This is a genomic window from Acinetobacter sp. 25-47-130 (genome assembly GCF_056779705.1).
The window spans coordinates 1-22,389 of record NZ_JBWYII010000005.1; the positions used below are offsets into that span (position 1 = coordinate 1).

The window sequence follows — 22,389 nt, forward strand, 5'->3', positions numbered from 1 at the left end:
TGCCGATGAATTGTTTGAGTGGAATTAAGGCATTGGTCGAGAGACAGATGAGTTCTGCTTGCACGCCTTCGTTAAGGGCATGGCTGCCATCGATGCGTTGTAGGAAGACTTGGCTATTCAGCTGTGAATGACTGAATTGGATGTGGAGGGCTCTGTTTTGGGCGGTTAGACCGAGCTGTTCAATCGTACGCTGAATATTATTGATGAAATTCTTCATGTCAAAATGAGTTAATCATTATTATTTAGATATTCTTAACCCAAATTGTACACGAAAAAATCAATTTTAAACGATATGAATTGTTTCAACCGTTAATTCACGACGGGCTAACCTTTTTTTACCAAATAATGAAATTCTTTGTTCCCATTGTCATCTAAACGTTCTTCTTGCAACAGCAATTCATGACCAAGATGCATACAGAATTTAGGAATATCCCAAGAAGTTGAATTATCTGTTGCAAATACTTCCACCACATCACCAGACTTAGATTTACGAATGGCTTGATGTAACATCATCACCGGTTCTGGACAACGTAAACCACGTGTATTCAACTGGATTTGAGGTTGAACTTGAGAATCAGACATTCAATATCGCCCTTAAAAGATTGGGCGATTATTTTATCATAATTCAATCTTTTCACTCCCAAATTCAGAAAAAGACTCCAAATACAGTGGTCTATGATCAAATAGATCATTAGGAATCAAAATTTTACCAATAGACAAGCGTATTTTCTTCGGTATGATTAAAACTTATTTTTTCAATTGAAGAGTCTTTAGGAAAGATCATGCAAGAGGAATCAGGTACATCGTGGGGTATGCGTGGCTTACGCAAATGGTTAGGCACAGCCCCAGAAACCCGAGATGAACTGTTAAAAATTGTACAAGATTCACGTCGACTACTCGAACCAGATACAGTAGCGATGCTCGAGGGAATCTTTGACCTTCCAGCGACTAAAATTCGTGAAGTCATGACGCCACGAACTTCAATGGTCAGCTTACAAGAAGATGATGAGTTATTGGATATTCTTGATGTTCTCATCGAGTCAGCGCACTCACGTTTCCCTGTATTTTCAACAGATCAACCTGATAACGTCATTGGTATCCTTTTGGCAAAGGACCTCTTACCTTTCTTAAAAGATCGTGATTCGAAAGTAAATGTACATTCGCTGATGCGCCAACCGATTTTTGTGCCTGAAAGCGCGCGTTCTGATCAAGTGCTCCGAATGCTAAAAAACACTCAAACACATATTGCGATTGTGATTGATGAGTACGGTTCTACTTCGGGTTTAGTGACACTTGAGGATATTCTTGAAGAAATTGTGGGTGAAATTGAAGATGAACATGACAATGTCGATGAAGAAGCCAATTTTATTGTTCCAGATCAAACCAGCAACAGCAGTAACACGTGGTTAGTTCAAGCACTTACACCAATTGAACATTTTAACAATGTTTTAAATGCTGAATTTTCCGATGATGAAGTGGAAACTGTGGGTGGACTATTACTGCAAGAAATTGGTTTAGTCAGCGATCTTCAAGGCCAAGTGATTGAATTGGGAGATTGGGAATTTACCATTGTGGAAGCAGATGTCCGTACTATTCATCTGATTCGAGCTGTGCGTAAATGAGAGCCTATTTTCAAAAATTATTGAGTCCTTCAGAAAAACAAAAATCATTACCTTTCATTTATCCACTCCTTATTGCTTTAACAGCAGGTGCGACTTTTAGTCTCGCACTTGCACCTTTTTATTGGTGGTGGCTGGCAATATTATCGCCAGCATTGCTATATGCCACACTCAGTAAGCGGAATTCTAAACAAGCATTCCTCATCGGTTGGGCTTACGGTTTTGGATTATGGTTTGTAGGTGCATTCTGGTTATACACCTCTATCCATGTGTATGGTGATACATCTGCGTTTTTAAGTGTCATCATGATTGCGATTATGGCCTTGGTGATGGGGCTATTTACTGCAATACAAACTTGGATATATCGTCGATTCTTTCCAGAAACACCACTTACTTTTGCCCCTTTATGGGTATTCTTTGAATGGGCAAAAACTTGGGTATTTACTGGTTTCCCTTGGTTATTTGCAGGTTATGCTTTTACCGAGCGCTTCTTAGATAGCTATGCACCTTTATTTGGTGTATTTGCAGTTTCTTTCGTGGTCATTCTCATTGCATCTGCACTTGTTGAAATCCTACGAAGACGCTACTTTTGGGCTATTCCAGTTTCAATTGTATTACTAGGTGCATGGGGCGCATCCTATTTAACTTTTGTTGAAGAAAAAAAATCAACACCGCTGAGCGTTTCTTTAATCCAAGGTAATATTCCTCAAGATTTAAAATGGTTAACTGAGTATCAAATAAAGACACTTGAAATCTATGCGCAATTAACACGATCAGAATGGGGACGTGACTTGGTGATTTGGCCTGAATCATCAATCCCAATGTTTCAATCAGATATCGAACCATTTTTAGATGCAATGGATCAGCAAGCCAAAAGTACCAACACAGCTTGGGTAACAGGCATTCCATATTGGGATTTAAATGAATCGAAGGCATTGGGTTATCCTCGTTATTACAACTCCATGATGGCATCCGGTGATGAAGCTACAGGCTTATATAAAAAACAGCGTCTCGTTCCTTTTGGTGAATATATTCCGCTGTCTGGCCTGTTAAGTTGGGTGTTACCTGCGCTTCAAAATGATCCTTCAATGAGCGGTTTTTCACGTGGTCCACAGGATCAAGCTCCATTTTCAATTCACAACCACAAATTAGCTGCTGCGATTTGTTATGAGGTTGCCTATCCGAACCTAACCCGACGCAATGCACTAAATAGTGATTTCCTCGTCACCGTTTCAAATGATGCGTGGTTTACGGGTACCGCTGGTCCGTGGCAACATTTACAAATGGTACAAATGCGAGCAAAAGAAAATGGACGCTGGTTTATTCGTGCAACCAATACAGGTGTGACTGCTTTTATCAACCACAAAGGGGAAATCGTCAGCCAAGCCCCAATTGATCAAAAAGCGGTTCTTCGTGGTGATTTACCTGCAATGCAAGGGCAAACTTGGTATACGAGATTCAGTGATTGGCCAATATTGGGATTGTCATTGATTTTATTGGTGATGGGTTGGTTCTTTAGACCTCGTGTTGTCGATGTCAGTTTTAAATCTCGTCGATAACACTTGGTTCAAATCAAATATACGTTCTATATCAAAAAAACCGAGCAAATATGCTCGGTTTTTTTAAATTTGTGTTGTGAGGTAAGACAGCATTGCCATCAAACTCAACATCGGAATAGATCGATAAATTTTAATCAGCAGCGCTTCACATGTTGAAGATACATCAGACAGCGTCAAAACAGATGCTTTAAGTGCACTATAAAAACTTAAAATCGTAATCGCACTAAATACACTAATCGCCATAAATCCGATCATGATTTGACTGCTTACATCTGCATTTGACCAAAGATCAATAAATAAATGACTGATAGGCAATAAACTCAAAATAAGCAGTGCAGACTTGAGCACAGTCCAATGAAATAAATTGATTTCATCTGACAATATTAATGCTTTCATCATTCCCCCTTATTATCAAGCTAAGCTGTTGGCTCCATTATGCAGGGAATAATTAAAATAAAAAGCCTAATTTTCTTCATATTTTCTGTTTCTTGTAACCATTAAATATGGGAATAATTCTTATTATAAATCTCAAAAACCAATTATTTATAAAAATTATAATTATCAAAAACTTAACCAGATAAAATCAAATAATAAAGATTATCACTTCACTCAATATTTATTAATTCGATTAAGTGAAGTGATTAATACCATGAATGGTTTTTAATAATGATTTTTATTTATGGTGTGTAAAAGATATCAGCATCATTTCCTTCACCACCCTGCTTTCCATCTGCGCCGAATGAATAAAGATCATATGCACGACCTTCCGAACCGGGAATCACATATTGTAAATCATTATCCCAACTATCTTTAGGATAACCACCCTTCACATAACCACCAGGTAACCAATTTTTTGCTGAAGCTGGTTGATTGACCAAGGCATCCAAGCCCCCATCTTGCATCGATGGATATTGGTTATTGTCTAATTTGTATTGATCTAATGCACCTGCAACACCTTTCAGCGTAATGATTGTGGTATCAACCTTCGCTTTCTCACCACGCCCCATGACATTAGGCACAATCAGTGCTGCAAGCACACCTAAAATCACAATCACCACCATCACTTCGATCAGGGTAAAACCAGATTGTTTTCGCATTTTCATCTTGTTTCGCATATTTTCACTCGCTATTTCATTCATTATTAGAATTTATTGAATCTGTTTAAATCATATTGTTCATGTTGACGATTGGCAACATGACAGCAATCACGATCACCAATACAATCGCAGCCATTAACACCAACATTAGTGGTTCCAACAGCGCCAATAATGTTGAGATCAATGTAGTAACCTCTCGATCTTGCATCGTCGAAGCTCTTTCTAACATTCGATCCAACTCACCCGAGGCTTCACCACTTTTGATCATTTGCACCATCATCGGTGGAAAATAACCACAGCGTTCAAGTTGCGTCGCCAAATTTCCACCCTCTGTGACCTTTTCAGCCGCGACATTGACTGCATCTCGAATAACCCAATTGCTACTTACTGCTGCACCAATTTTCAACGCGTCGACCAAAGGAACACCAGATTGCGTTAAGATAGATAAGGTACTTGAAAAGCGGGCAGCATTAATACCTCGTGATAGTTTTCCAAATAATGGCAACTTCAACGTGAGACGATCAAAAGCATAATGCCCTGCGGCAGTCCTTAAAAAACGCACCAATATAATGAATCCCAACGCCGACGCGACCAATACAAATGGCCAAGCTTGACGTATAAAATCACTGGCTTTCATTAAAGCAACCGTAATCCAAGGTAGCGCATCTTTACTTTGGTCAAAGGTTTTAACGATGTCTGGCACTACATAGGTCATGAGTCCCATCACGATACCGAAAGACATCAACATCAAAATAATAGGATAAATCATTGCACCTTGAATCTTCTTTTGCATCGCAAAGCGATTTTCAGTGTAATCAGCCAATTGATCGAGAATAAGATCTAAGTGTCCTGATCGCTCACCAGCAGCAATCGTTGCAATATAAAGTTCAGGGAATCTGCCAGATTGTTGCATCCCTTGAGCCAAGGAATGACCTTCTAAAACCTTTGATCTTACAGATAACATCAAATTTTGCACGTGAGCTTTTTCGCTTTGTTTGGCAACTGCTCTTAATGCTTCCTCAAGTGGGATCCCCGCTGCAACTAATACGGATAATTGGCGAGTCATCAAAGCTAAGTCATAAGCTGTAAATTTTTTTTGAAAAAAACCACCAGTTCGATGCTTGTCTTTTTGTTCTACAGCATCAACTTGTACTGGAATCCATTGTTTATCCCGAAGCTGTTGTCGAATCTGTCGGGCTGAATCACCTTCTAGCACACCCTTTTGCTGCTTTCCTGAAGCATCGATGGCAGTATATTGATATGCGGGCATGATAATGCTCTAATTTTCCTAATTATGATGTCTTAAGAGTTGCCTTAGACCGTTCTCTTCATTCATATTGATCACTTGCAACAACTTGAACACTCTATCATAAGCATTGGTTATCCACGATAAGTTTTCACCATATTGATTGACGACTATATATGACAAATATTTCAGAATTAAGCCAAATTGTTTATCGAGTGCGCATCGCGGTGCCAGTTTATCTATATGATTGTTTTGATTATGAAGTTTCTGCAGAACAATACCAAACTATACACATAGGTTGCCGTGTTCTTGTTTCGTTTGGTCGTCAAAACTTAGTCGGAATCGTACTCGAAAAGATCGCACCAGAAACGCCATTAGATCCGAAAATCAAACTGAAACCCATCACTGAAATCTTGGATCTGCAACCCATACTCAATGCTACGATCATTCAGCTCGCGCAGTGGTCTGCTCAATATTATCAATTCCCCATTGGGGAAGTCATGCATACCACTTTGCCGACATTTTTAAGGCAGGGTAAACCCTATAATTTATTAGCTCACTCTTGGAAAGTTTTAAATTTAGACGCTGAAAAGAAAGTGGCTCGATCTTTAAAACAACAAGAGGCTTATAAAATTTTAAAGCTACACCCTCAAGGGACTGCCGAGACGATACTGAATTTGAGTGGTGTGGAAACAGCAACATTAAAAGCGCTTGAAAAGAAAGAAATCGTCGAATGTAAATTGATTCAGCAGGACTTTAGTCCTGAACCTGTACAGCTGGCTCAAATGCCATTGACTGCAAATGATGATCAAAAAAAAGCAATTCAATCCATCTTAAAAGCACAAAATCGCTATCAAGCATTTTTACTCGATGGTTTAACTGGAAGCGGAAAAACTGAAGTTTATTTGCAAGTCATGCAAGAGGTTTTACAAAAAGGTCAGCAAGTATTGGTACTGGTACCAGAAATTGGCTTAACCCCTCAAACTATCAGTCGATTTCAATCTCGCTTTCACTGCAATATTGTCTTGTTGCATTCCGGACTGAATGACACAAAGCGCCTCCAAGCTTGGCAATATGCTCAAACAGGGAAGGCCTCCATTATTCTTGGTACACGCTCTGCGATTTACACCCCCATGCCAAATTTAGGGCTCATTATCTTAGATGAGGAGCATGACCTGTCATTCAAACAACAAGAAGGTTTTCGCTACCATGCACGTGATGTTGCTCTCTATCGCGCTTATTTAGAGCAATGCCCCATTGTCCTTGGCTCAGCAACACCAAGTATTGACTCATATCATTTGGTGGAGCAAAAAAAATTAACGATTCTGAAACTCGATGAACGTGCCGCAGGTGCAAGCTTACCTAAAATTCATTTAATTGATCTAAAGATTGCTCAAAAACAGCATGGCATAAGCGAACAACTCATTAAAGAAATTCAAAAAAGACTCAATCAAGAAGAACAGGTACTGATCTTTTTAAACAGACGTGGTTATGCACCTGTCCTGATCTGCGAAAGCTGTGGATGGCAAGCCAATTGTCCCCATTGTGATGCACATTTTACGCTTCATAAAAAACCATATGAGCACCTGCATTGCCATCACTGTGGGACAATTAATCGACTGCCTGATCAATGCCCCTCTTGTCAGCAACACACCTTGAAGCCTATTGGAATGGGCACGGCAAAAGTTGAAGAGAATTTACAACATTTATTTCCAGACTTTCCTGTGGTCAGAGTAGATCGTGATTCCACGAGCCGTGTCGGTAGTTGGCAAAAAATTTACGAGCAAATTCATCAAAGTAAACCGATGATTTTACTTGGTACGCAAATGTTAGCCAAAGGTCATCACTTTCCGTATGTAACCTTAGTTGCAATCTTAGATATTGATAGTGGTTTACTCAGTGTTGATTTCAGAGCAACGGAACGTACAGCCCAATTGATTGTTCAAGTTGCAGGTCGTGCAGGACGAGGTGAAAAAAAAGGTGAGGTTTATCTACAAACTTTACGACCAGATCACCCTCTACTCAACACGCTCATTAATAAAGACTATCGTGCTTTTGCTCGTGAAACACTTCATGATCGTCAAGCTGCTTTACTCCCTCCAATGCGCTATGCAGCATTAATACGTTGTGAATCGCGTAGTCAGGAAGAAAATCTCAATTTTTTAACCAATATGACACAATCGCTCCAACAACATACTGGTGAGCTGATTGAGATTTGGGGTCCAATTCCTGCGCCAATGGAGCGAAAGGCTGGGCGTTATCAGGCACATGTGGTTTTATTGTCATCAGATCGTGCAAAAATGCATTTCTATATACGAGAATGGTGGCCATTCGTGCTTCAACAAAAACCTTCAACGATGAAGCTCAGTATTGATATAGATCCTCAAGAGCTAAGCTAATCATGAATAGAGTTAAATTATCAAAGTCAAAGACCTGAATTAAATTTACACAGCTAAAGCAGACACGATTACAATTTCATCAGTCCAACATTCCACTTTAGGGAAGGCCAATGCCATTGTTGTTACAAATCACAATTTTTCTAGCTGCCGCATTAATTTTTGTTCCGCTCGGAAAAAAAATTGGTATTGCGACAGTCTTAGGTTATTTGTTTACAGGAATATTACTTGGTCCAAGTGCATTGAATGTGACCAATGATGCCGAAACATTAATGAAATTAGCTGAGTACGGCGTGATTTTTTTGATGTTCTTAATCGGCCTAGAATTACGCCCTCAGCGCTTGTGGAATATGCGTCACTCTATATTTGTGATTGGAAGTGCTCAAGTCTTGATCACAGGTATAATTCTTGTCGCAACCATTTGGCTGTTCTTCCAACAGCATCTTGCTGCTAGTGTCGTAATTGGTCTTGCCCTTGCTTTATCATCTACAGCATTTGTCATGCAATTACTTGCAGAAAAGCAGCAGCTGAATACCGCGCATGGTCAGCAATCTTTCTCTATTTTACTGTTTCAAGATATTGCCGCTATTCCTTTACTCGCCCTGATTCCCCTACTCGCGGGAAATCAGTCTACACATCATGGTATTGCTTATTTTGCCGCTGTTGTTGCAACGTTTACTGGCTTATTTTTATTTAGTCGCTATGTGATGCGACCATTTTTTAGATTCATTGTACAGAGTGGTGCCACTGAACTCATTACGGCTGCTGGACTCTTCATTGTTTTAGCTGTCGTTCTGTTTATGGATATGCTCGGATTAAGCACCACGCTCGGTGCTTTTCTGACAGGTGTGTTACTCGCGGATTCTGAGTTTCGCCATGAACTGGAATCGAGCATTCAACCCTTCAAAGGTTTATTACTCGGTTTATTCTTTATGAGCGTAGGCATGATGACACCGATTGATCTCCTCGTAGATCAGCCGCTATTCATTTTTGGTGGGGCATTCGTGCTGATCATCATAAAAATATTAAGCATGATTGCAATCGCACGATATTTTAAATTTCAATGGAAAACCAGTGTATTGATTGCCATTTGTCTTGCTCAAGGAGGAGAATTTGCTTATGTGATCTTAGCTGTTGCGAATACCGAAGGTTTAATTACTCAAGCAGTGTTATCCCCTACGATTCTGATCATTGCAATTTCGATGGCACTCACCCCTGTCATTTTCTGGCTTGCACAACGATGGCTCATTCCATATCTTGATCGAAAGACTGATAGCGCTGAAGATGTCCCATTACCAGACACTCATTCAACATTAATCATTGCAGGTTTTGGACGCGTCGGACAAATAGTGGCGCGCGTTGCTTATCTCAATCATGTCAGCTTTACAGCCATTGATAATAATTTAGAAAAAATTGATTTTGTGAGAAAGTACGGTGGTAAAATTTATTATGGAGACGCCTCCTCCCCTGATTTATTGAGATCTGCAGGCATCGAGCATGCTAAGGCATTTGTACTTGCTGTAGACGATGTGGAAATGTCGATGAATATTGCTCGCCATTTACGTTTGAATTATCCAACGCTCAAACTCATCGTCCGTGCCCGTGATCGACATCATATGCATTTACTTAAAGACTTAGGCATTGAGCATATTTGGCGTGAAACTTTTCTATCTTCACTCGGTATGGCATTTCGCACCTTAACCGCGTTAGGTTTAAGTCAAGAACATGCTCAACATAGTATTGAAATATTTAGAGACTATGATGAGCGTCTATTAGCTGAGCAACAACGCATCTATACGGATGATCAAAAAGTCTTTGAAAGCTATCGAAATTTCTTAGCGGAACTCGAACAAATTTTTGAAAATGATGCGCAACAACATCAACCACTTTTAGAAAGTTTAGATGAAACCATTGATTCTGAAGTAAGTTCTATAGAACGACGCGCTAAGCACTCGCAAAACCAAATTAATGTTTGTCGAGATGAAGAATTTTAACTTGTGATTTACAATATCGTCACCATCTAGACAGGGATTTGGAGAATTTTATGTCTGATTTACGTCAACGTTTTTTTATTGATAACAGCCCTGTTCGTGGTGAAGTCGTACATCTTGAAGATACGCTTAAAACAATTTTAGCGCAACGCGCCTATGCACCTGCGATTCAAATTTTATTGGGCGAAATGCTCAGTGCAACTGCATTGTTGGCCAGCACACTTAAAATTAAGGGACGTATTAGCCTCCAAATTCAAGCTTCTGGCACCTTAAAATGGGCTATGGCTGAATGTAATCACCTCGGTGAAGTACGCGGATTAGCTGAATATGAAGCTGATCCACGTTTTGAAGAAGCATCAGACAGCAGCATCGTTCTGAAAACTTTGGTCAGTCCAGTTTTATTTATTAATATTGAACCTGAATTTGGCGAACGCTATCAGGGTATCGTGCCTTTAGATCAGCCGAATTTAGCTAAATGCCTCATGCAGTATTATGATTTATCTGCCCAAATCCCAACCAAGATCGTTTTAGCTAGTACTGCTCAACGCGCTGGTGGTCTTTTGATTCAATTGTTACCGCGTAACAATGATGAAGAGCAGCAAAAGGTTGATGAAGATATCTGGCCTCGTCTAACCATGCTCACTGAAACTTTAAAAACAGATGAACTTACTGAGCTAGATGCGCAAGAAATTTTGTATCGCTTATATAATGAAGAAGAAGTCAGACTACCTGAAGCTGAACAACTTCAATTTGGCTGTACATGTTCTAAAGAGCGTTGCTCTACAGCATTAATTCAGGTGGGTGCTGAATCTGTGCGTGAAATTTTAGAACAACAGAACCCTATTACAATGGACTGTCAATTCTGTAACACTCAATACAGATTTACTGCTGAAGAAGCACTCGGTCTATTCGGCGAGCACCTCAGTTAATCCTTAACAGTTCTCTTCGAAAATCAGCAAGTTTTACTTGCTGATTTTTTTGGTTGTAAGAAATTGAAACAATTATTCACCATCTGAACATATTGTAGTCTTCGAAAGTCTGCTCATAATGATTAAAAGTTAATCAACGGTTATTTTTGCTTAATGGCAAATAATTATTATGAGGAACTCGGACTAGATCGCGATGCGAGTCCTGAGGAAATAAAAAAATCATATCGAAAACTGGCTCGGAAATACCATCCCGATATCAGTCAAGCACCTGATGCCGAAAAAAAAATGCAGGCGATTAATACTGCGTATGACACATTAAGTGATCCTTTAAAAAAACAAGAGTATGATCAACAACTCGATCAGTTGAATAGTCAGTCTCCTTTCTCGGATACTAAAAACCATACAAATCATGAATTTTCTGGCTTTGAAGATTTGTTTGGGCGTTTTGGTACAGGTTTTGGTGGAGGTTATGCACAGCGCTCACACCAATATAAATCCCAGCCAATTCGTGGTGAAGATCAACATGCCAGTATAGAAGTGCCCTTACAAGTCGCTTTTGAAGGTGTCACTCAATCCATCCAATTGCGTATACCCACTTTTAATGCATATGGACAACCTGAAGTTCAGCGAAAAACCCTTGAAATTAGAATCCCGAAAGGGATGAAAAACGGTCAACAAATTCGGCTCAAAGGTCAAGGACAAGCTGGTTTATCGGGCGGTGAAAATGGAGATCTTTATATACAGATCCATTATCAAACCACTGACAGCATATATGTCGATCAGGCAGACATTTACTATCACATTAACATTAGTCCTTGGGAAGCTGCTTTAGGCCAAGACATCGAGCTAAAAACCCCCTCTGGAAAGATTAAAGTCAGCATTCCTCAACATACAATTTATGGCAAACAACTCCGTATTAAAGAAAAAGGGATTCCCTCTTCCCCCCCGGGACACCTTTATCTAATCCTGAATATTGTTTATCCAAGAGCAGAATCCCCGCAGCAAAAACAGGCATATGAGCAATTTGCTCAAGCATTTACACATTTCAACCCTCGTGATGAAGGAGGTGAATCATGACAACGATTCAGTACCGAGAAGTGTACAAAAATGGATATTTAGAGGCTGAAATCATTGATGACCAATGTATTTTTGATTTAAAGCATTTTGCCCAAGCATGCGGACAAAGTCCTGAGTGGGTTTTGCAATTACTTGAATATGAGATTCTACCTGCTCGTTCTGAGCAAAAAATCCATCAATTTTTTGGTGAAGAACTTACTCGAGCACGGAGAGCTTATCGCTTGCAACGGGATTTTGAAGCAAGTCTCCCTGCCGTCGCCATGATGATGGATCTGATAGATGAAGTACAACAATTGCGCAAGCAAGTGAAATACTTCAAATAAAGCAAGCCCACATAAATGCATGTACTGTTACATGCATTTATTTTTTATTGATTAGAATGAAAGGATTAAACCATCAATGAAAGTTAAAGAATGCAATAAAAAGCTGAAAAACCTTTTCCCTGAGTTCCGTGAACTTATTCAGCCTTTAAGAGAAGAAAACCCTCACTTCGCTAAAATTTTCGAGGAACATGAAACGCTAGATCATGAAATTACGCATTTGGAACTAAATCCAGTTAATGTAATTAATGATGATATTGAGTTTCTAAAGCGAAAAAAACTTAAATTAAAAGATGAAATGTATCGTTTGCTCAAACAAGCGCAGACGAACCTTACTCAGTAATTTCAATTTAATATTATAAAATAACGGTGAATCTGGCACTTATCATTCTGACTTAAAGCATAAGTGCCTTATGTGACGTTGACTATTTTAATCGAGTCCAACGTCCCATTTCTCGGAGCGTACCTTTCAATGTTTTTTGAATCGGTTCATACTCCAAAAATGCAAACAAACCGAGTTGTTGCTGCTGGTTTTGTTGAGCCAACAATTCCATCACACTTTTTTCACCGCGCCCGACCATTTGTCTACGATAAAAATACCAAATTAACAAAAGTGTTGTCACACACATGGCTGTGAGCATATACCAAAAGCCATGCGGTGAGTTTAATCCTGGAATAAATTCAAAATTCATTCCGTAAATACCTGTAAGAAGAGTCAGTGGTGCAAATACAGCGGTGATAATTGCTAAAATTCTCATATTTTCATTGGTTTGATTGGCCACTGCTGAAAAGTGCAAATCGATAGCGGCTTGTACTGCATGGTTTAACCGAACACTGTGCTTTTGTATTCTTTCAATATGGCTAATTAAATCATCCATTCGGACGAGCATTAAATTTTGCTTCTCTGCCTTACGTTTAGCTTTAATATGATGATAATTTTCGACAATTTCATCTCTTAATTCTTGTAGGCATTCAACCTGTTCTTCACACAAATTTTCAACTTGTTGAAAAGCGGTGATCTCTTGCAGCAGTTGATTCCATCGATTAAATTTTTGATTTCCTTGTAATAGTTCTCTTTGCCAAAATTCCACACGTTTGGTTAGTGGCACACGTAAACCTAAATAGCCATCCACCATCATATTCAGTAATCTAAGCACAATATCTACAGGACTCTGTGCTAATTTTCGTGGAATATTCTGTTGCTCTATAGGTCGTGTTTGAATCGCCTGCACTCTTTCAAGATATGTTTCAAATACACGATTACCTCGTTCATGCACTGTGATTAAAACATTTGATGTCATGACAAAACTTACCGGCGTTGTAACAATGTCCGCAGTTTGTTGCTCAGCTGAATGACCATTCTGAATTTGTATGTGGTCATCTGGGGTGATTAATTTTTTAAAGATCAACAAATCATAATCATCTAATGCATCAAATACGCAAGGATGCTCAAGGTTTTGAATATCTTTAAGATGAAATTCATTCAACAGAATTCCAGTGTTCTCAAAAATATATCGTTGCCACGTCTCTGTATTTTGAATCAATTCGTGGCGTTCAAAACTCAACCATATAAATTCTGCATCAACATCAGTCGATAATGCTTCACTCAGATAAATATACCCGTCACCTTGATGATAATAATAATTAAACTTTTGCATTTTAGTTATTTTTAAATGAGAACATTTTGATCGTGCCATAAAAAAAGCCTTGTGTAACACTCGTTTAAACGAAGCACCACACAAGGCTTAGAATTAGCTTAAATGATTAAGCTTGTTCAATGTCTTTCATTGTAAGTTTGATACGACCACGGTTATCAACATCCGCAACTTGTACCTTAACTTCTTGACCTTCAGTAAGAACGTCTGTCACATTCGCAATACGCTCGTTCGAGATTTGTGAAATGTGAAGCAAGCCATCAGTACCAGGAAGGATATTGACGAACGCACCGAATTCAACGATACGAATGACTTTACCTGTGTAAATTGTACCTGGTTCAATTTCTGCTGTAAGCGCTTGGATTTTCGCTACTGCAGCCATTGCCGCTGCTTTAGTTTCACCAAATACACGTACTGTACCGTTATCTTCGATATCGATCGCTGCTTTGGTTTCTTCAGTGATTTGACGAATAGTTGCGCCGCCTTTACCAATCACGTCACGGATCTTATCAGGATTGATGCTGATCACTTGGAATGTTGGTGCGTGCATTGAGATTTCAGGACGAGCACGTGAAATCACTTGATTCATCTCATTCAAGATATGCATACGACCTGCATACGCTTGATTCAATGCAACTTCCATGATCTCTTCAGTAATACCTTCGATCTTGATGTCCATTTGAAGTGCAGTAATACCGTTTGCAGAACCTGCTACTTTAAAGTCCATGTCGCCAAGGTGATCCTCGTCGCCTAGAATGTCTGAAAGAACTGCGAAACGTTCACCTTCTTTCACTAGACCCATTGCAATACCTGCAACTGGCGCTTTAAGTGGAACACCTGCATCCATAAGTGATAAAGAAGCACCACACACAGACGCCATTGAAGACGAACCATTCGATTCAGTGATGTCAGATACGATACGAATCACGTACGGGAAGCGATCAGCTGGTGGAAGAACTGCTTGAACACCACGACGTGCCAAACGACCATGACCAATTTCACGACGTTTAGGACCAGATTCACGACCAGTTTCACCTACAGAGTATGCAGGGAAGTTGTAGTGAAGCATGAAGTTATCAGTCTTCGTACCTGCAAGGGTATCCACCATTAATGCATCACGTGTATTACCTAAAGTCGTCGTTACTAACGCTTGAGTTTCACCACGTGTGAACAATGCAGAACCGTGCGCACGATCTAACACGCCAACTTGTACGTCGATTGCACGAACAGTTTTAGTATCACGACCATCAATACGTGGTTTACCAGACAAGATATTGTCACGAACTGTACGATATTTAAGGTCTTCAAATAATTCGTTCACTTCATCAGCAATACCTGTTTCATCATTTTCAGGAACGAATTGCGCAATTGCTTCAGCATGAAGTGCATCAAGTGCTGCATAACGGTCTTGCTTAACCGCAATCGTGTATGCTTCAGAGATTTTCGCTTCAAATGCTTCTTTTAATTTTGCTTGAAGTTCTTCATTTTTAGTTGGTGCAGTCCAAGTAGACTCTGTTGCACCCGCTGCTGCTGCGAATTCTTTGATTGCTTGAATTGCAATTTGCATTTCGTCATGACCAAAAAGAACTGCGCCCAACATTTGGTCTTCAGAAAGTTCTTTCGCTTCTGATTCAACCATAAGTACAGCAGCTTCAGTACCCGCAACGACAAGATCAAGATCAGATTGAGCAAGTTGTTCGTGGCTTGGGTTAAGAACGTATTCACCGTTGATTAAACCGACACGTGCAGCACCAATTGGACCACGGAAAGGTGTACCTGCAATTGCAAGTGCAGCAGAAGTACCTAACATTGCAGCAATGTCAGCTTCCATTGTTTTGTCAGATGATACAACTGTCGCAGTCACTTGGATTTCGTTGTAATAACCTTCTGGGAACAACGGACGAATTGGGCGGTCGATCAAACGTGAAATTAAAGTTTCAGCTTCAGATGCACGGCCTTCACGCTTACCATAACCACCTGGGATACGACCTGCAGCATATTGTTTTTCTTGGTAGTTAACAGTCAATGGGAAAAAGTCTTGACCTGCTTTCACAGTCGGTTGAGCAACAACAGCAACCAATACAGTCACACCACCCATGGTAATCACTACTGTATTTGCTTGACGCGCCACACGGCCTGTTTCAAGCACAACTTGGTGCTGACCGAATTGGAATTCTTTACGAATAATATTAAACATCGACATGTTCTATTTTTTCCTGATTTTATTCTAGTGGAGACCCCTAAGGTTTGGCATTCACAACACAGGTTTTAAATGACAAAGCTTAGAAGCCGACCTCACTAGAAACACTATTTTTAAACACAAAGAAGGAGCGAAACTATTCGCCCCTTCCCCATGATCTAGTCGAAACTAGATCGCCTTTAGTTTTCAGCAATACAGCATTCAACATGCAATAATCCGAAAATAAAGTTTAAATCGAATTAACGACGTAAACCTAAAGCAGCAATCAAATCGCTGTAACGAGTAGCATCTTTACCTTTAAGGTAGTCAAGAAGCTTACGACGTTGGTTAACCATACGGATAAGACCGCGACGGCTATGGTGGTCGTGTTTGTGCTCTTTGAAGTGACCTTGTAAGTCATTGATTTGAGCAGATAAAAGAGCTACTTGAACTTCTGGTGAACCAGTGTCGTTTTCAGCGCGAGCAAATTTAGCAATGATCTCTGCGCGATCTGCGTTTGTTAAAGCCATTCGATTTCTCCGAGATGCTTATTTAAAAGTATTTGATACAAATCAATGACGCTCTTCAAAGCGGAATTGACTGCCGTGCATCACTACAGCAGCGTGCTATTTTAAAGGAACCCCCCTCAAAAAGCAAAATTATCCGCTCAATAACTTCTGGCAGAAACAATCATCAATTCATGTCGTTAAAGATACTGACTTTTGTTTTTTGGCAGGGCAAACTTGCCTGTTATAAAAACAATGAAACATGGAATGAACGTGAAATTACTCTCTACAAATACGTGCATAGCACCAAAAGACTTAACTACGATCACTCGTCATAAAGACGAAGTTGCGCCAGAACTTGGGGGAATGACGCAACAGCAAATTGATAAAATTTGGCACAGTGTTGAAGCACTTTATCGTACTGGCAATCATCCAATGATCAGTATGTGTTTACGTCGCAAGGGTCAGATATTAATTAATCGCAGTATTGGTTACACAGAACTTGGTCCAAACTATCAAACAGACCCTTCTAAAGTTGCGACACCAGAAACACCGGTCTGTATGTTTTCTGCCTCTAAAATCGTTAATGCCATGTTAGTGCATTTGTTAGATCAACAAGGGAAAATTAACTTACTTGATCCAGTGAGTCGCTATATTCCAGAGTTTAGTGTTAACGGTAAACGACGCGCCACCATATTTCATTTGTTATCACACCGTGGCGGTATTCCTAAAATTGAAACTGAGGTCACTCCAGAGCTTTTATTTGATCGTCAAGGGATCCTGGAGCATCTTTATGCAGCAAAACCGATTGCACCCGTAGGCTCGCAACTCTCTTATCATGCTGTAACTGCTGGATATATTTTAGGAGAATTGGTTGAACGTGTAACAGGACAAGATATTCGTGATTACTTGCACGAACATATTGAAAAACCAATGAATTTACCTTTCTTCAACTATGGTTTAAAACCAGAACTACGTCATTTAGTTGCAAAAAATTATCCAACTGGGATTCACCCTGTCTTGGGGACTGACCTATATCTCAATCGTGTATTAGGCGGAGGACTGCAACTGGCAGTGGATGTCACTAATGATCCCCGTTTTATGGATACCGTCTGTCCTGCAGGAAATATTTACACCAGTGCTGAACAAGCCAATCGCTTTTTTGAAATGTTACTCAATGGTGGTCGTTATCAAGACCAGCAAATTATCAATTCAGAAACGGTTTTCAGAGCAACACTCCCTACATCCAATACAACAATAGACCGTAACCTTTTAGCACCTATGCGTTATGCACTTGGTCCGATGTTAGGCAGTAATCCAATCGGTGTATTTGGCCCAAATACTGGACAAGCTTTTGGTCATCTAGGTTTCTCGAATATTTTATGTTGGGCAGATCCTCAACGGGATATCAGTGTATCGTTCTTAAATACAGGGAAATCTGTGTTAGGCACACATTTAGCCGCTTTAGCAAAAGTGCTATATCAAATATCCAACCAATGCCCAAGTATTCCTAAGGAAAAAAGACGCGCGTTATTTGGAACTGATCAATCTGAAACTGAACGTGTTTAATATCAATGTAAAAAAGGCATCATTTAGATGCCTTTTTTTAAAGTTTTCATCTATTAGCTATTAATTAACCACTACAGATTGTCACAAATAAGAAAGTACGACAGTTACGTTGTGGTGCTGGAGTTGGTGTTGGCGTAGGAGTTGGCGTCACTACAGGTGGCTCAACAACAGGGGGTTGTGGTGCTGGAGTAGATGGAGCACCATTTAACGCAGCAATTAAATTCAAACGAGGTGTGCGAATTGAGTTACGATGATCCGTAACCAAAGTTCCCGTAGACGTCATACGTGCAACAATTTGATCCAATGATTCATTCGGGAAAGCATTATTCGCACGTAACACAGCAACAGCCCCAGCGACGTGAGGTGCAGCCATTGAAGTACCATCCATTGTATATCCGCCAGCGGTAATACGTGAACCAGGCGCCAATAAAGTTAAATTACGACTCGAGTTACTGAAACACGTTACTTTGTCGCTATAAGTTGCACTGTCAGAGCAATTTTTAAATCCAATTGAACCTACATTAGCATCATAAACCGCTCCTACACTGACCGCACCCGCAGTACATGCTGGATAGGATATACCTCTCAGATGGCTATCATTACCAGATGCAACAACTGGTAATACCCCATAGCCTCTCAACTTCGAAAAAGAATCTGTAAGTACGGAACTAGTACAAGTTGAGGAATAACTACGTCCATTACCAATGCTTAAGTTTACAGATTTAATGTTTTTGCTTTGGGAGTGGTTCGCCACCCAATTCAAGGCAGCCACTAGATCATAATCGTATGCCGGCCCCCCATCTCTAGAGGTACTACCAGTGAAGACATCAAGCATGACAATTTTTGCACCTGGTGCAACTTTAGAAGCAATTGCTGCAACGTTAGTTCCATGTCCATTAACATCTAACTGATAGTCTTCTCGAGCAACCTCGACAGTTTCTAAAACTTTACAAGTCGATGATGGTACACCTGGCGCTGTACAATTACCAAAATCTGAATGTCGGTAATTAATACCTGTATCTAAGATAGCAATTGTTGTCCCCTCACCAGTATAGCCTTGCGCAGCCGCAGGTACTTGACCAATTAATGGTAGACTTTGAGATGCTGTCGTATAAGAAACATTATTTGGATAAACTGCTTTTACATTCGGGTCATTCAATAAGCTTACGAGCGTGTCACGCTTTTGAACGCGATGAAAGCTATATGGTAAAGCATTATAATCACGTAGTAATTGAATACCACCTAAACGTATAAACCGCGATTGAATCGATTGCTTCTTTTGAGCAAGATGTTCACGAAGTTGAGTGCGATTATTTTCTAAATGATTAGTGTCAACATGATATTCAACGATTAAATCATTTGAACTGTTGTTCAGTAATGCCGACAGATTAATACCACCTTTCGACACTTTTTGTTTTGCCTGATTGTTCAATTGAGCGTTAGCTGCTACAGGACTCATCTGAGCCATCGCAGTTCCGACCATCAAAACACTCAGACATGCGCTTAATGATAAAGTTTTAAACATAATTATTCTCCGTTGTTATGTTTTTAGTGCGCAGGGTAAAAAATTACACTTGATTGGCTGGATCAGTTTCTGGATCAATAGGCTTAATCGAAAAATCGCTCTTCGGATCTACTAAATCTGGAGAATCAGTAACAGGCATCTTCTCAGACTCATTTAAATCTTCGACTTGATCTTCGTTAGGCGATATTGGCGTTTGCTGTCCACTCTCAGGAGCAGATAGAGAATCAATCTGAGCGACTGAGGAAGTGTTTTGATCTGCAGGCTTAAAACATTTATACAACCCAAACAGAACAACACTCACCAAAATGATTAAAATTATTAATTTTTTCATGGTTTTTTTGTAAAGTGATAATTTTTACGCACTTTAATAGAATCGTTAAGTCAAAACAAGTATAAAGATGCCTAAAAATTAAAATTGAGATAAACGGTTAAAAAAGGCCCTATGACAAGTCATAGGGCCTTTTTTGCGCTGTAGATTCTTATATTTTAGTTATGATTCTGTTATTTATATTTTTATTGTAAGTGCTGCACACACATTTATTATTAATACGGTCCTTGTTCTTAAGGTTTCATTTCCTTATATGACTATTTTGCCAGATTCATTATGCAACACAAGTCGCAGTTTTCTGATCTTTATGTAAGAAATTGCGTACATTATGTAATCAATTTAATCTTATATGTATATAAAAAAGCCCTGTAGTCTCTCCCAAAACTACAAGGCTTAGCGGCTGTAAGTTTCCTCTTTTATCACTTACATCATTGTAAGTTCGCAGTCTCTCGACTATAAATTATTGTAATTATGCGATATTGCTCAACTTTCCGTGTTGAACCTTTTATGCAAGCAATCATCGCAAAAAATTGTACGAAGCTCTATGCGCCAATTTCTCGAATCCTTGTAAGATATTTCCTACAAAGGTTTTCTATTTTCAACCAATCGTTAAATATTAGATATAAATAAAGTGTTTAATTTATTCAATAAACCTGTTTTTCTTATTGTTTTAATGTTTATTGCCTCAAATAAAGCATCAGTATCCACCAATAAACTGACTGCTTTTTTTGCCCTCGTAATCGCGGTATACAATAATTCTTGGCTCAATAGACGTGACGCAAACTCATCTAATACAACTGCAGTGTGTTTAAATTCAGAACCTTGCGACTTATGAATGCTCAGCGCATAACAGGTTTGCATTGACTTTGGTAAACGTGATGCTGGAAACCATTGGTCAAGACTTGGAAAATATACTTCAAATTGATCAGCAAACTGGCGATGTCTGAGACATATCCCAATATCACCATTAGAAAGCCCGAGTTGATAATCGTTATATGTCATCATGACAGGGCGACCAATATACCAAAGGTCGTGTCGTGATATCCGCATGTGCTGAAATAGCTCCCTTTCAATCTCATCATTCAAACGATTCAATCCCAAATGTCCATGTCTCACTGCAGCTAAGATCCTATAATCATCAAATTTTTGGATAATTTCAGCCACATCCTGCTGCTGATATCCATTTCTGACATAAAGGTTGAGTGCTTTAAAGTAATCCGTAAACCCCGAGCTTAATTTAAGGTAATAGGCTTTTAAATCTTGATCTGAATATTCTTTATTCAAATACTCTAGTTGAACAAGATCCTCTTGAAGCTCAGCTAAATTAATCTGTTGGATTTCAGATGCTCTACAAATCTCCTTCTCAAATTTAGCCAACACCTCAACTTTCGAGCTTTGTGGTAAGCATTGATGTGACTGGATGAACCTTGCCAAATCACCGATTTTTGCACCTGCTTTGAATCTTCGACTGGTCACTAAATTCACGTGATGGTCTTTAAGCGCTTTTACTTGTTGTAAATCCGCCAAAACCATCCCCACATCAACCGAGGCCAACTGCTGTGCATCCCCTAACAAGATCAAACGACATTGGTCTGGAATGGCTTCAAAAAGCATCGTCGCGAGATTGAGATCGAGCATTGAGGCTTCATCAATCACCACCACATCATAGGGTAATGGCTTTTTCAGACTGTATTTAGGTTGAGCGCTATGCCCTAAACCCAGAAGACGGTGAATCGTTAACGTATTTTGCTGCTTTAAGTGGGCAATATCCAAACCCATATTGAGCATTGCATCGTCATTTAATGAGTTTTGCAATGCTTCTTTCATTCGCTGTGCAGCTTTTCCTGTCGGTGCAGCCATTGCGATTCTTAACTGATGATTCGACTCATTTAATACAGCAATAATACGCGCTAGAGTATACGTTTTCCCTGTACCCGGACCACCCGTAATCATACTCAGCGCTTGCATTGATACCATTTCTAAGGCTTGCTTTTGAAATGGATCGGTTAATAATTTTTCATATTTTGTGCAATCTACAGGCACTATCGTTTGCTGCTTTAAACGATAAACTTGTTGAGCTAAACGCTGCTCTAATTGCCAATAGCGATATAAATACAAATAGTTCTGATCATAAACAAAAGGCGCGACCTGTTGTTCTGCAAGCTCTGCGCTCACGAGCAACTTACTCAGATCTTGGATAACCTCCCCTTTCAAATCAATACAACTATCGCCGACAGTAGATGCCATCAGAACTTGTTCAATGGTGTTAATGGATTGTTCATTTAAATCATCTGATGAAAGATACTGATTTAGGATATATTCAGCCCAAGTTGTTACCCATTGAGGAACATCAACTTTTTCATTCTGATTAATTTCCACACAGTTATCCTCAT

General features: G+C 39.6%; 20 protein-coding genes. 9 read left to right on the top strand and 11 right to left on the bottom strand.

Translation table 11 applies throughout. From position 1 onward, the window contains the following. Window positions 1-217 (bottom strand): hypothetical protein (locus AC1M83_RS07980; protein ID WP_481590403.1); only part of this gene is annotated, 217 nt, incomplete at its 3' end. A gap of 107 nt (window positions 218-324) precedes the next feature. Next, the gene (gene tusA / locus AC1M83_RS07985; RefSeq protein WP_035264077.1) at window positions 325-582 is read right to left on the bottom strand and encodes a sulfurtransferase TusA; all 258 of its coding nucleotides are present in this window, start codon (window positions 580-582) and stop codon (window positions 325-327) included. Window positions 583-782: 200 nt separating this feature from the next. Here tusA and AC1M83_RS07990 point away from each other — a divergent pair, with 200 nt between their 5' ends. Next, a complete protein-coding gene (locus tag AC1M83_RS07990) occupies window positions 783-1,622 on the top strand; it encodes an HlyC/CorC family transporter (RefSeq protein ID WP_092767211.1) in 840 nt (279 codons plus the stop codon). Then, window positions 1,619-3,178 carry an apolipoprotein N-acyltransferase gene (gene lnt, locus AC1M83_RS07995; RefSeq protein ID WP_481590404.1) on the top strand — a complete coding sequence of 520 codons (1,560 nt, stop codon included), beginning with the start codon at window positions 1,619-1,621 and terminating at the stop codon, window positions 3,176-3,178. Before AC1M83_RS07990 ends, lnt begins: the two co-directional genes overlap by 4 nt. Before the next feature lie 63 nt (window positions 3,179-3,241). Here the strand turns inward: lnt and AC1M83_RS08000 are convergent, their stop codons facing one another. The 3 genes from AC1M83_RS08000 to gspF form a co-directional block, all read right to left on the bottom strand. Next, window positions 3,242-3,574, bottom strand: coding sequence for a hypothetical protein (locus AC1M83_RS08000; protein WP_481590405.1), 333 nt, complete (start codon window positions 3,572-3,574; stop codon window positions 3,242-3,244). Between the two features lie 281 nt (window positions 3,575-3,855). Further along, the gene (gene gspG / locus AC1M83_RS08005) at window positions 3,856-4,281 is read right to left on the bottom strand and encodes a type II secretion system major pseudopilin GspG (protein ID WP_228143111.1); all 426 of its coding nucleotides are present in this window, start codon (window positions 4,279-4,281) and stop codon (window positions 3,856-3,858) included. A 58-nt stretch (window positions 4,282-4,339) separates the two neighbouring features. Continuing rightward, window positions 4,340-5,545 (bottom strand): type II secretion system inner membrane protein GspF, encoded by a 1,206-nt coding sequence (gene gspF / locus AC1M83_RS08010; RefSeq protein WP_481590406.1) that lies wholly within the window; start codon window positions 5,543-5,545, stop codon window positions 4,340-4,342. A gap of 152 nt (window positions 5,546-5,697) precedes the next feature. On the opposite strand from gspF, the gene AC1M83_RS08015 reads away from it, so the two are divergent. The 6 genes from AC1M83_RS08015 to AC1M83_RS08040 all read left to right on the top strand — a co-directional run bounded on the left by AC1M83_RS08015 (window position 5,698) and on the right by AC1M83_RS08040 (window position 12,577). After that, window positions 5,698-7,920, top strand: a complete 2,223-nt coding sequence (locus tag AC1M83_RS08015) for a primosomal protein N' (protein ID WP_481590407.1) — start codon at window positions 5,698-5,700, stop codon at window positions 7,918-7,920. A gap of 110 nt (window positions 7,921-8,030) precedes the next feature. Next, the gene (locus tag AC1M83_RS08020; RefSeq protein ID WP_481590408.1) at window positions 8,031-9,911 is read left to right on the top strand and encodes a monovalent cation:proton antiporter-2 (CPA2) family protein; all 1,881 of its coding nucleotides are present in this window, start codon (window positions 8,031-8,033) and stop codon (window positions 9,909-9,911) included. 50 nt (window positions 9,912-9,961) lie between these two features. Beyond that, entirely contained in the window at window positions 9,962-10,837 is an 876-nt protein-coding gene (gene hslO / locus AC1M83_RS08025; RefSeq protein ID WP_035264061.1) for an Hsp33 family molecular chaperone HslO, read from the top strand. Between the two features lie 153 nt (window positions 10,838-10,990). Further along, window positions 10,991-11,914, top strand: coding sequence for a DnaJ C-terminal domain-containing protein (locus AC1M83_RS08030; protein WP_035264059.1), 924 nt, complete (start codon window positions 10,991-10,993; stop codon window positions 11,912-11,914). After that, window positions 11,911-12,237: a chaperone modulator CbpM gene (locus AC1M83_RS08035; protein WP_035264056.1), complete on the top strand. Its 327-nt coding sequence runs from the start codon at window positions 11,911-11,913 to the stop codon at window positions 12,235-12,237. The genes AC1M83_RS08030 and AC1M83_RS08035 overlap by 4 nt, the downstream gene beginning before the upstream one ends. A gap of 76 nt (window positions 12,238-12,313) precedes the next feature. Next, the gene (locus AC1M83_RS08040; RefSeq protein WP_035264053.1) at window positions 12,314-12,577 is read left to right on the top strand and encodes an HP1242/YdcH family protein; all 264 of its coding nucleotides are present in this window, start codon (window positions 12,314-12,316) and stop codon (window positions 12,575-12,577) included. An 82-nt stretch (window positions 12,578-12,659) separates the two neighbouring features. On the opposite strand, the gene AC1M83_RS08045 is transcribed toward AC1M83_RS08040, so the two are convergent. From AC1M83_RS08045 to rpsO, 3 genes are all read right to left on the bottom strand, one after another. After that, window positions 12,660-13,892, bottom strand: coding sequence for a magnesium transporter CorA family protein (locus tag AC1M83_RS08045; protein WP_481590462.1), 1,233 nt, complete (start codon window positions 13,890-13,892; stop codon window positions 12,660-12,662). A gap of 106 nt (window positions 13,893-13,998) precedes the next feature. Further along, the gene (pnp, locus tag AC1M83_RS08050; RefSeq protein WP_481590463.1) at window positions 13,999-16,086 is read right to left on the bottom strand and encodes a polyribonucleotide nucleotidyltransferase; all 2,088 of its coding nucleotides are present in this window, start codon (window positions 16,084-16,086) and stop codon (window positions 13,999-14,001) included. 242 nt (window positions 16,087-16,328) lie between these two features. Continuing rightward, a complete protein-coding gene (gene rpsO, locus AC1M83_RS08055) occupies window positions 16,329-16,598 on the bottom strand; it encodes a 30S ribosomal protein S15 (protein ID WP_035264047.1) in 270 nt (89 codons plus the stop codon). A gap of 249 nt (window positions 16,599-16,847) precedes the next feature. Between rpsO and AC1M83_RS08060 the strand changes: the two genes are divergently transcribed. Then, the gene (locus tag AC1M83_RS08060) at window positions 16,848-18,143 is read left to right on the top strand and encodes a serine hydrolase domain-containing protein (protein WP_481590409.1); all 1,296 of its coding nucleotides are present in this window, start codon (window positions 16,848-16,850) and stop codon (window positions 18,141-18,143) included. A gap of 64 nt (window positions 18,144-18,207) precedes the next feature. Here AC1M83_RS08060 and AC1M83_RS08065 read toward each other — a convergent pair whose 3' ends face one another. The 3 genes from AC1M83_RS08065 to recD form a co-directional block, all read right to left on the bottom strand. Beyond that, entirely contained in the window at window positions 18,208-19,668 is a 1,461-nt protein-coding gene (locus tag AC1M83_RS08065) for a S8 family peptidase (RefSeq protein ID WP_481590410.1), read from the bottom strand. 43 nt (window positions 19,669-19,711) lie between these two features. Further along, on the bottom strand, window positions 19,712-19,999 hold the full coding sequence (locus AC1M83_RS08070) for a hypothetical protein (protein WP_481590411.1): 288 nt from the start codon (window positions 19,997-19,999) through the stop codon (window positions 19,712-19,714). A gap of 606 nt (window positions 20,000-20,605) precedes the next feature. Continuing rightward, a complete protein-coding gene (gene recD, locus AC1M83_RS08075) occupies window positions 20,606-22,375 on the bottom strand; it encodes an exodeoxyribonuclease V subunit alpha (protein WP_481590412.1) in 1,770 nt (589 codons plus the stop codon). Window positions 22,376-22,389: the final 14 nt, after the last annotated feature.

What these genes read in the sequence shown, in the direction of transcription:
- hslO (WP_035264061.1), top strand. Translation starts at nt 9,962, where the DNA reads ATGTCTGATTTACGTCAACGTTTTTTTATTGATAACAGCCCTGTTCGT.
- AC1M83_RS08020 (WP_481590408.1), top strand. Translation starts at nt 8,031, where the DNA reads ATGCCATTGTTGTTACAAATCACAATTTTTCTAGCTGCCGCATTAATT.
- AC1M83_RS08045 (WP_481590462.1), bottom strand. Translation starts at nt 13,892, where the DNA reads ATGCAAAAGTTTAATTATTATTATCATCAAGGTGACGGGTATATTTAT.
- AC1M83_RS08000 (WP_481590405.1), bottom strand. Translation starts at nt 3,574, where the DNA reads ATGAAAGCATTAATATTGTCAGATGAAATCAATTTATTTCATTGGACT.
- gspF (WP_481590406.1), bottom strand. Translation starts at nt 5,545, where the DNA reads ATGCCCGCATATCAATATACTGCCATCGATGCTTCAGGAAAGCAGCAA.
- tusA (WP_035264077.1), bottom strand. Translation starts at nt 582, where the DNA reads ATGTCTGATTCTCAAGTTCAACCTCAAATCCAGTTGAATACACGTGGT.
- AC1M83_RS08065 (WP_481590410.1), bottom strand. Translation starts at nt 19,668, where the DNA reads ATGTTTAAAACTTTATCATTAAGCGCATGTCTGAGTGTTTTGATGGTC.
- AC1M83_RS08030 (WP_035264059.1), top strand. Translation starts at nt 10,991, where the DNA reads ATGGCAAATAATTATTATGAGGAACTCGGACTAGATCGCGATGCGAGT.
- rpsO (WP_035264047.1), bottom strand. Translation starts at nt 16,598, where the DNA reads ATGGCTTTAACAAACGCAGATCGCGCAGAGATCATTGCTAAATTTGCT.
- AC1M83_RS08070 (WP_481590411.1), bottom strand. Translation starts at nt 19,999, where the DNA reads ATGAAAAAATTAATAATTTTAATCATTTTGGTGAGTGTTGTTCTGTTT.
- pnp (WP_481590463.1), bottom strand. Translation starts at nt 16,086, where the DNA reads ATGTTTAATATTATTCGTAAAGAATTCCAATTCGGTCAGCACCAAGTT.
- lnt (WP_481590404.1), top strand. Translation starts at nt 1,619, where the DNA reads ATGAGAGCCTATTTTCAAAAATTATTGAGTCCTTCAGAAAAACAAAAA.
- AC1M83_RS08035 (WP_035264056.1), top strand. Translation starts at nt 11,911, where the DNA reads ATGACAACGATTCAGTACCGAGAAGTGTACAAAAATGGATATTTAGAG.
- gspG (WP_228143111.1), bottom strand. Translation starts at nt 4,281, where the DNA reads ATGAAAATGCGAAAACAATCTGGTTTTACCCTGATCGAAGTGATGGTG.
- AC1M83_RS08015 (WP_481590407.1), top strand. Translation starts at nt 5,698, where the DNA reads ATGACAAATATTTCAGAATTAAGCCAAATTGTTTATCGAGTGCGCATC.
- AC1M83_RS07990 (WP_092767211.1), top strand. Translation starts at nt 783, where the DNA reads ATGCAAGAGGAATCAGGTACATCGTGGGGTATGCGTGGCTTACGCAAA.
- AC1M83_RS08040 (WP_035264053.1), top strand. Translation starts at nt 12,314, where the DNA reads ATGAAAGTTAAAGAATGCAATAAAAAGCTGAAAAACCTTTTCCCTGAG.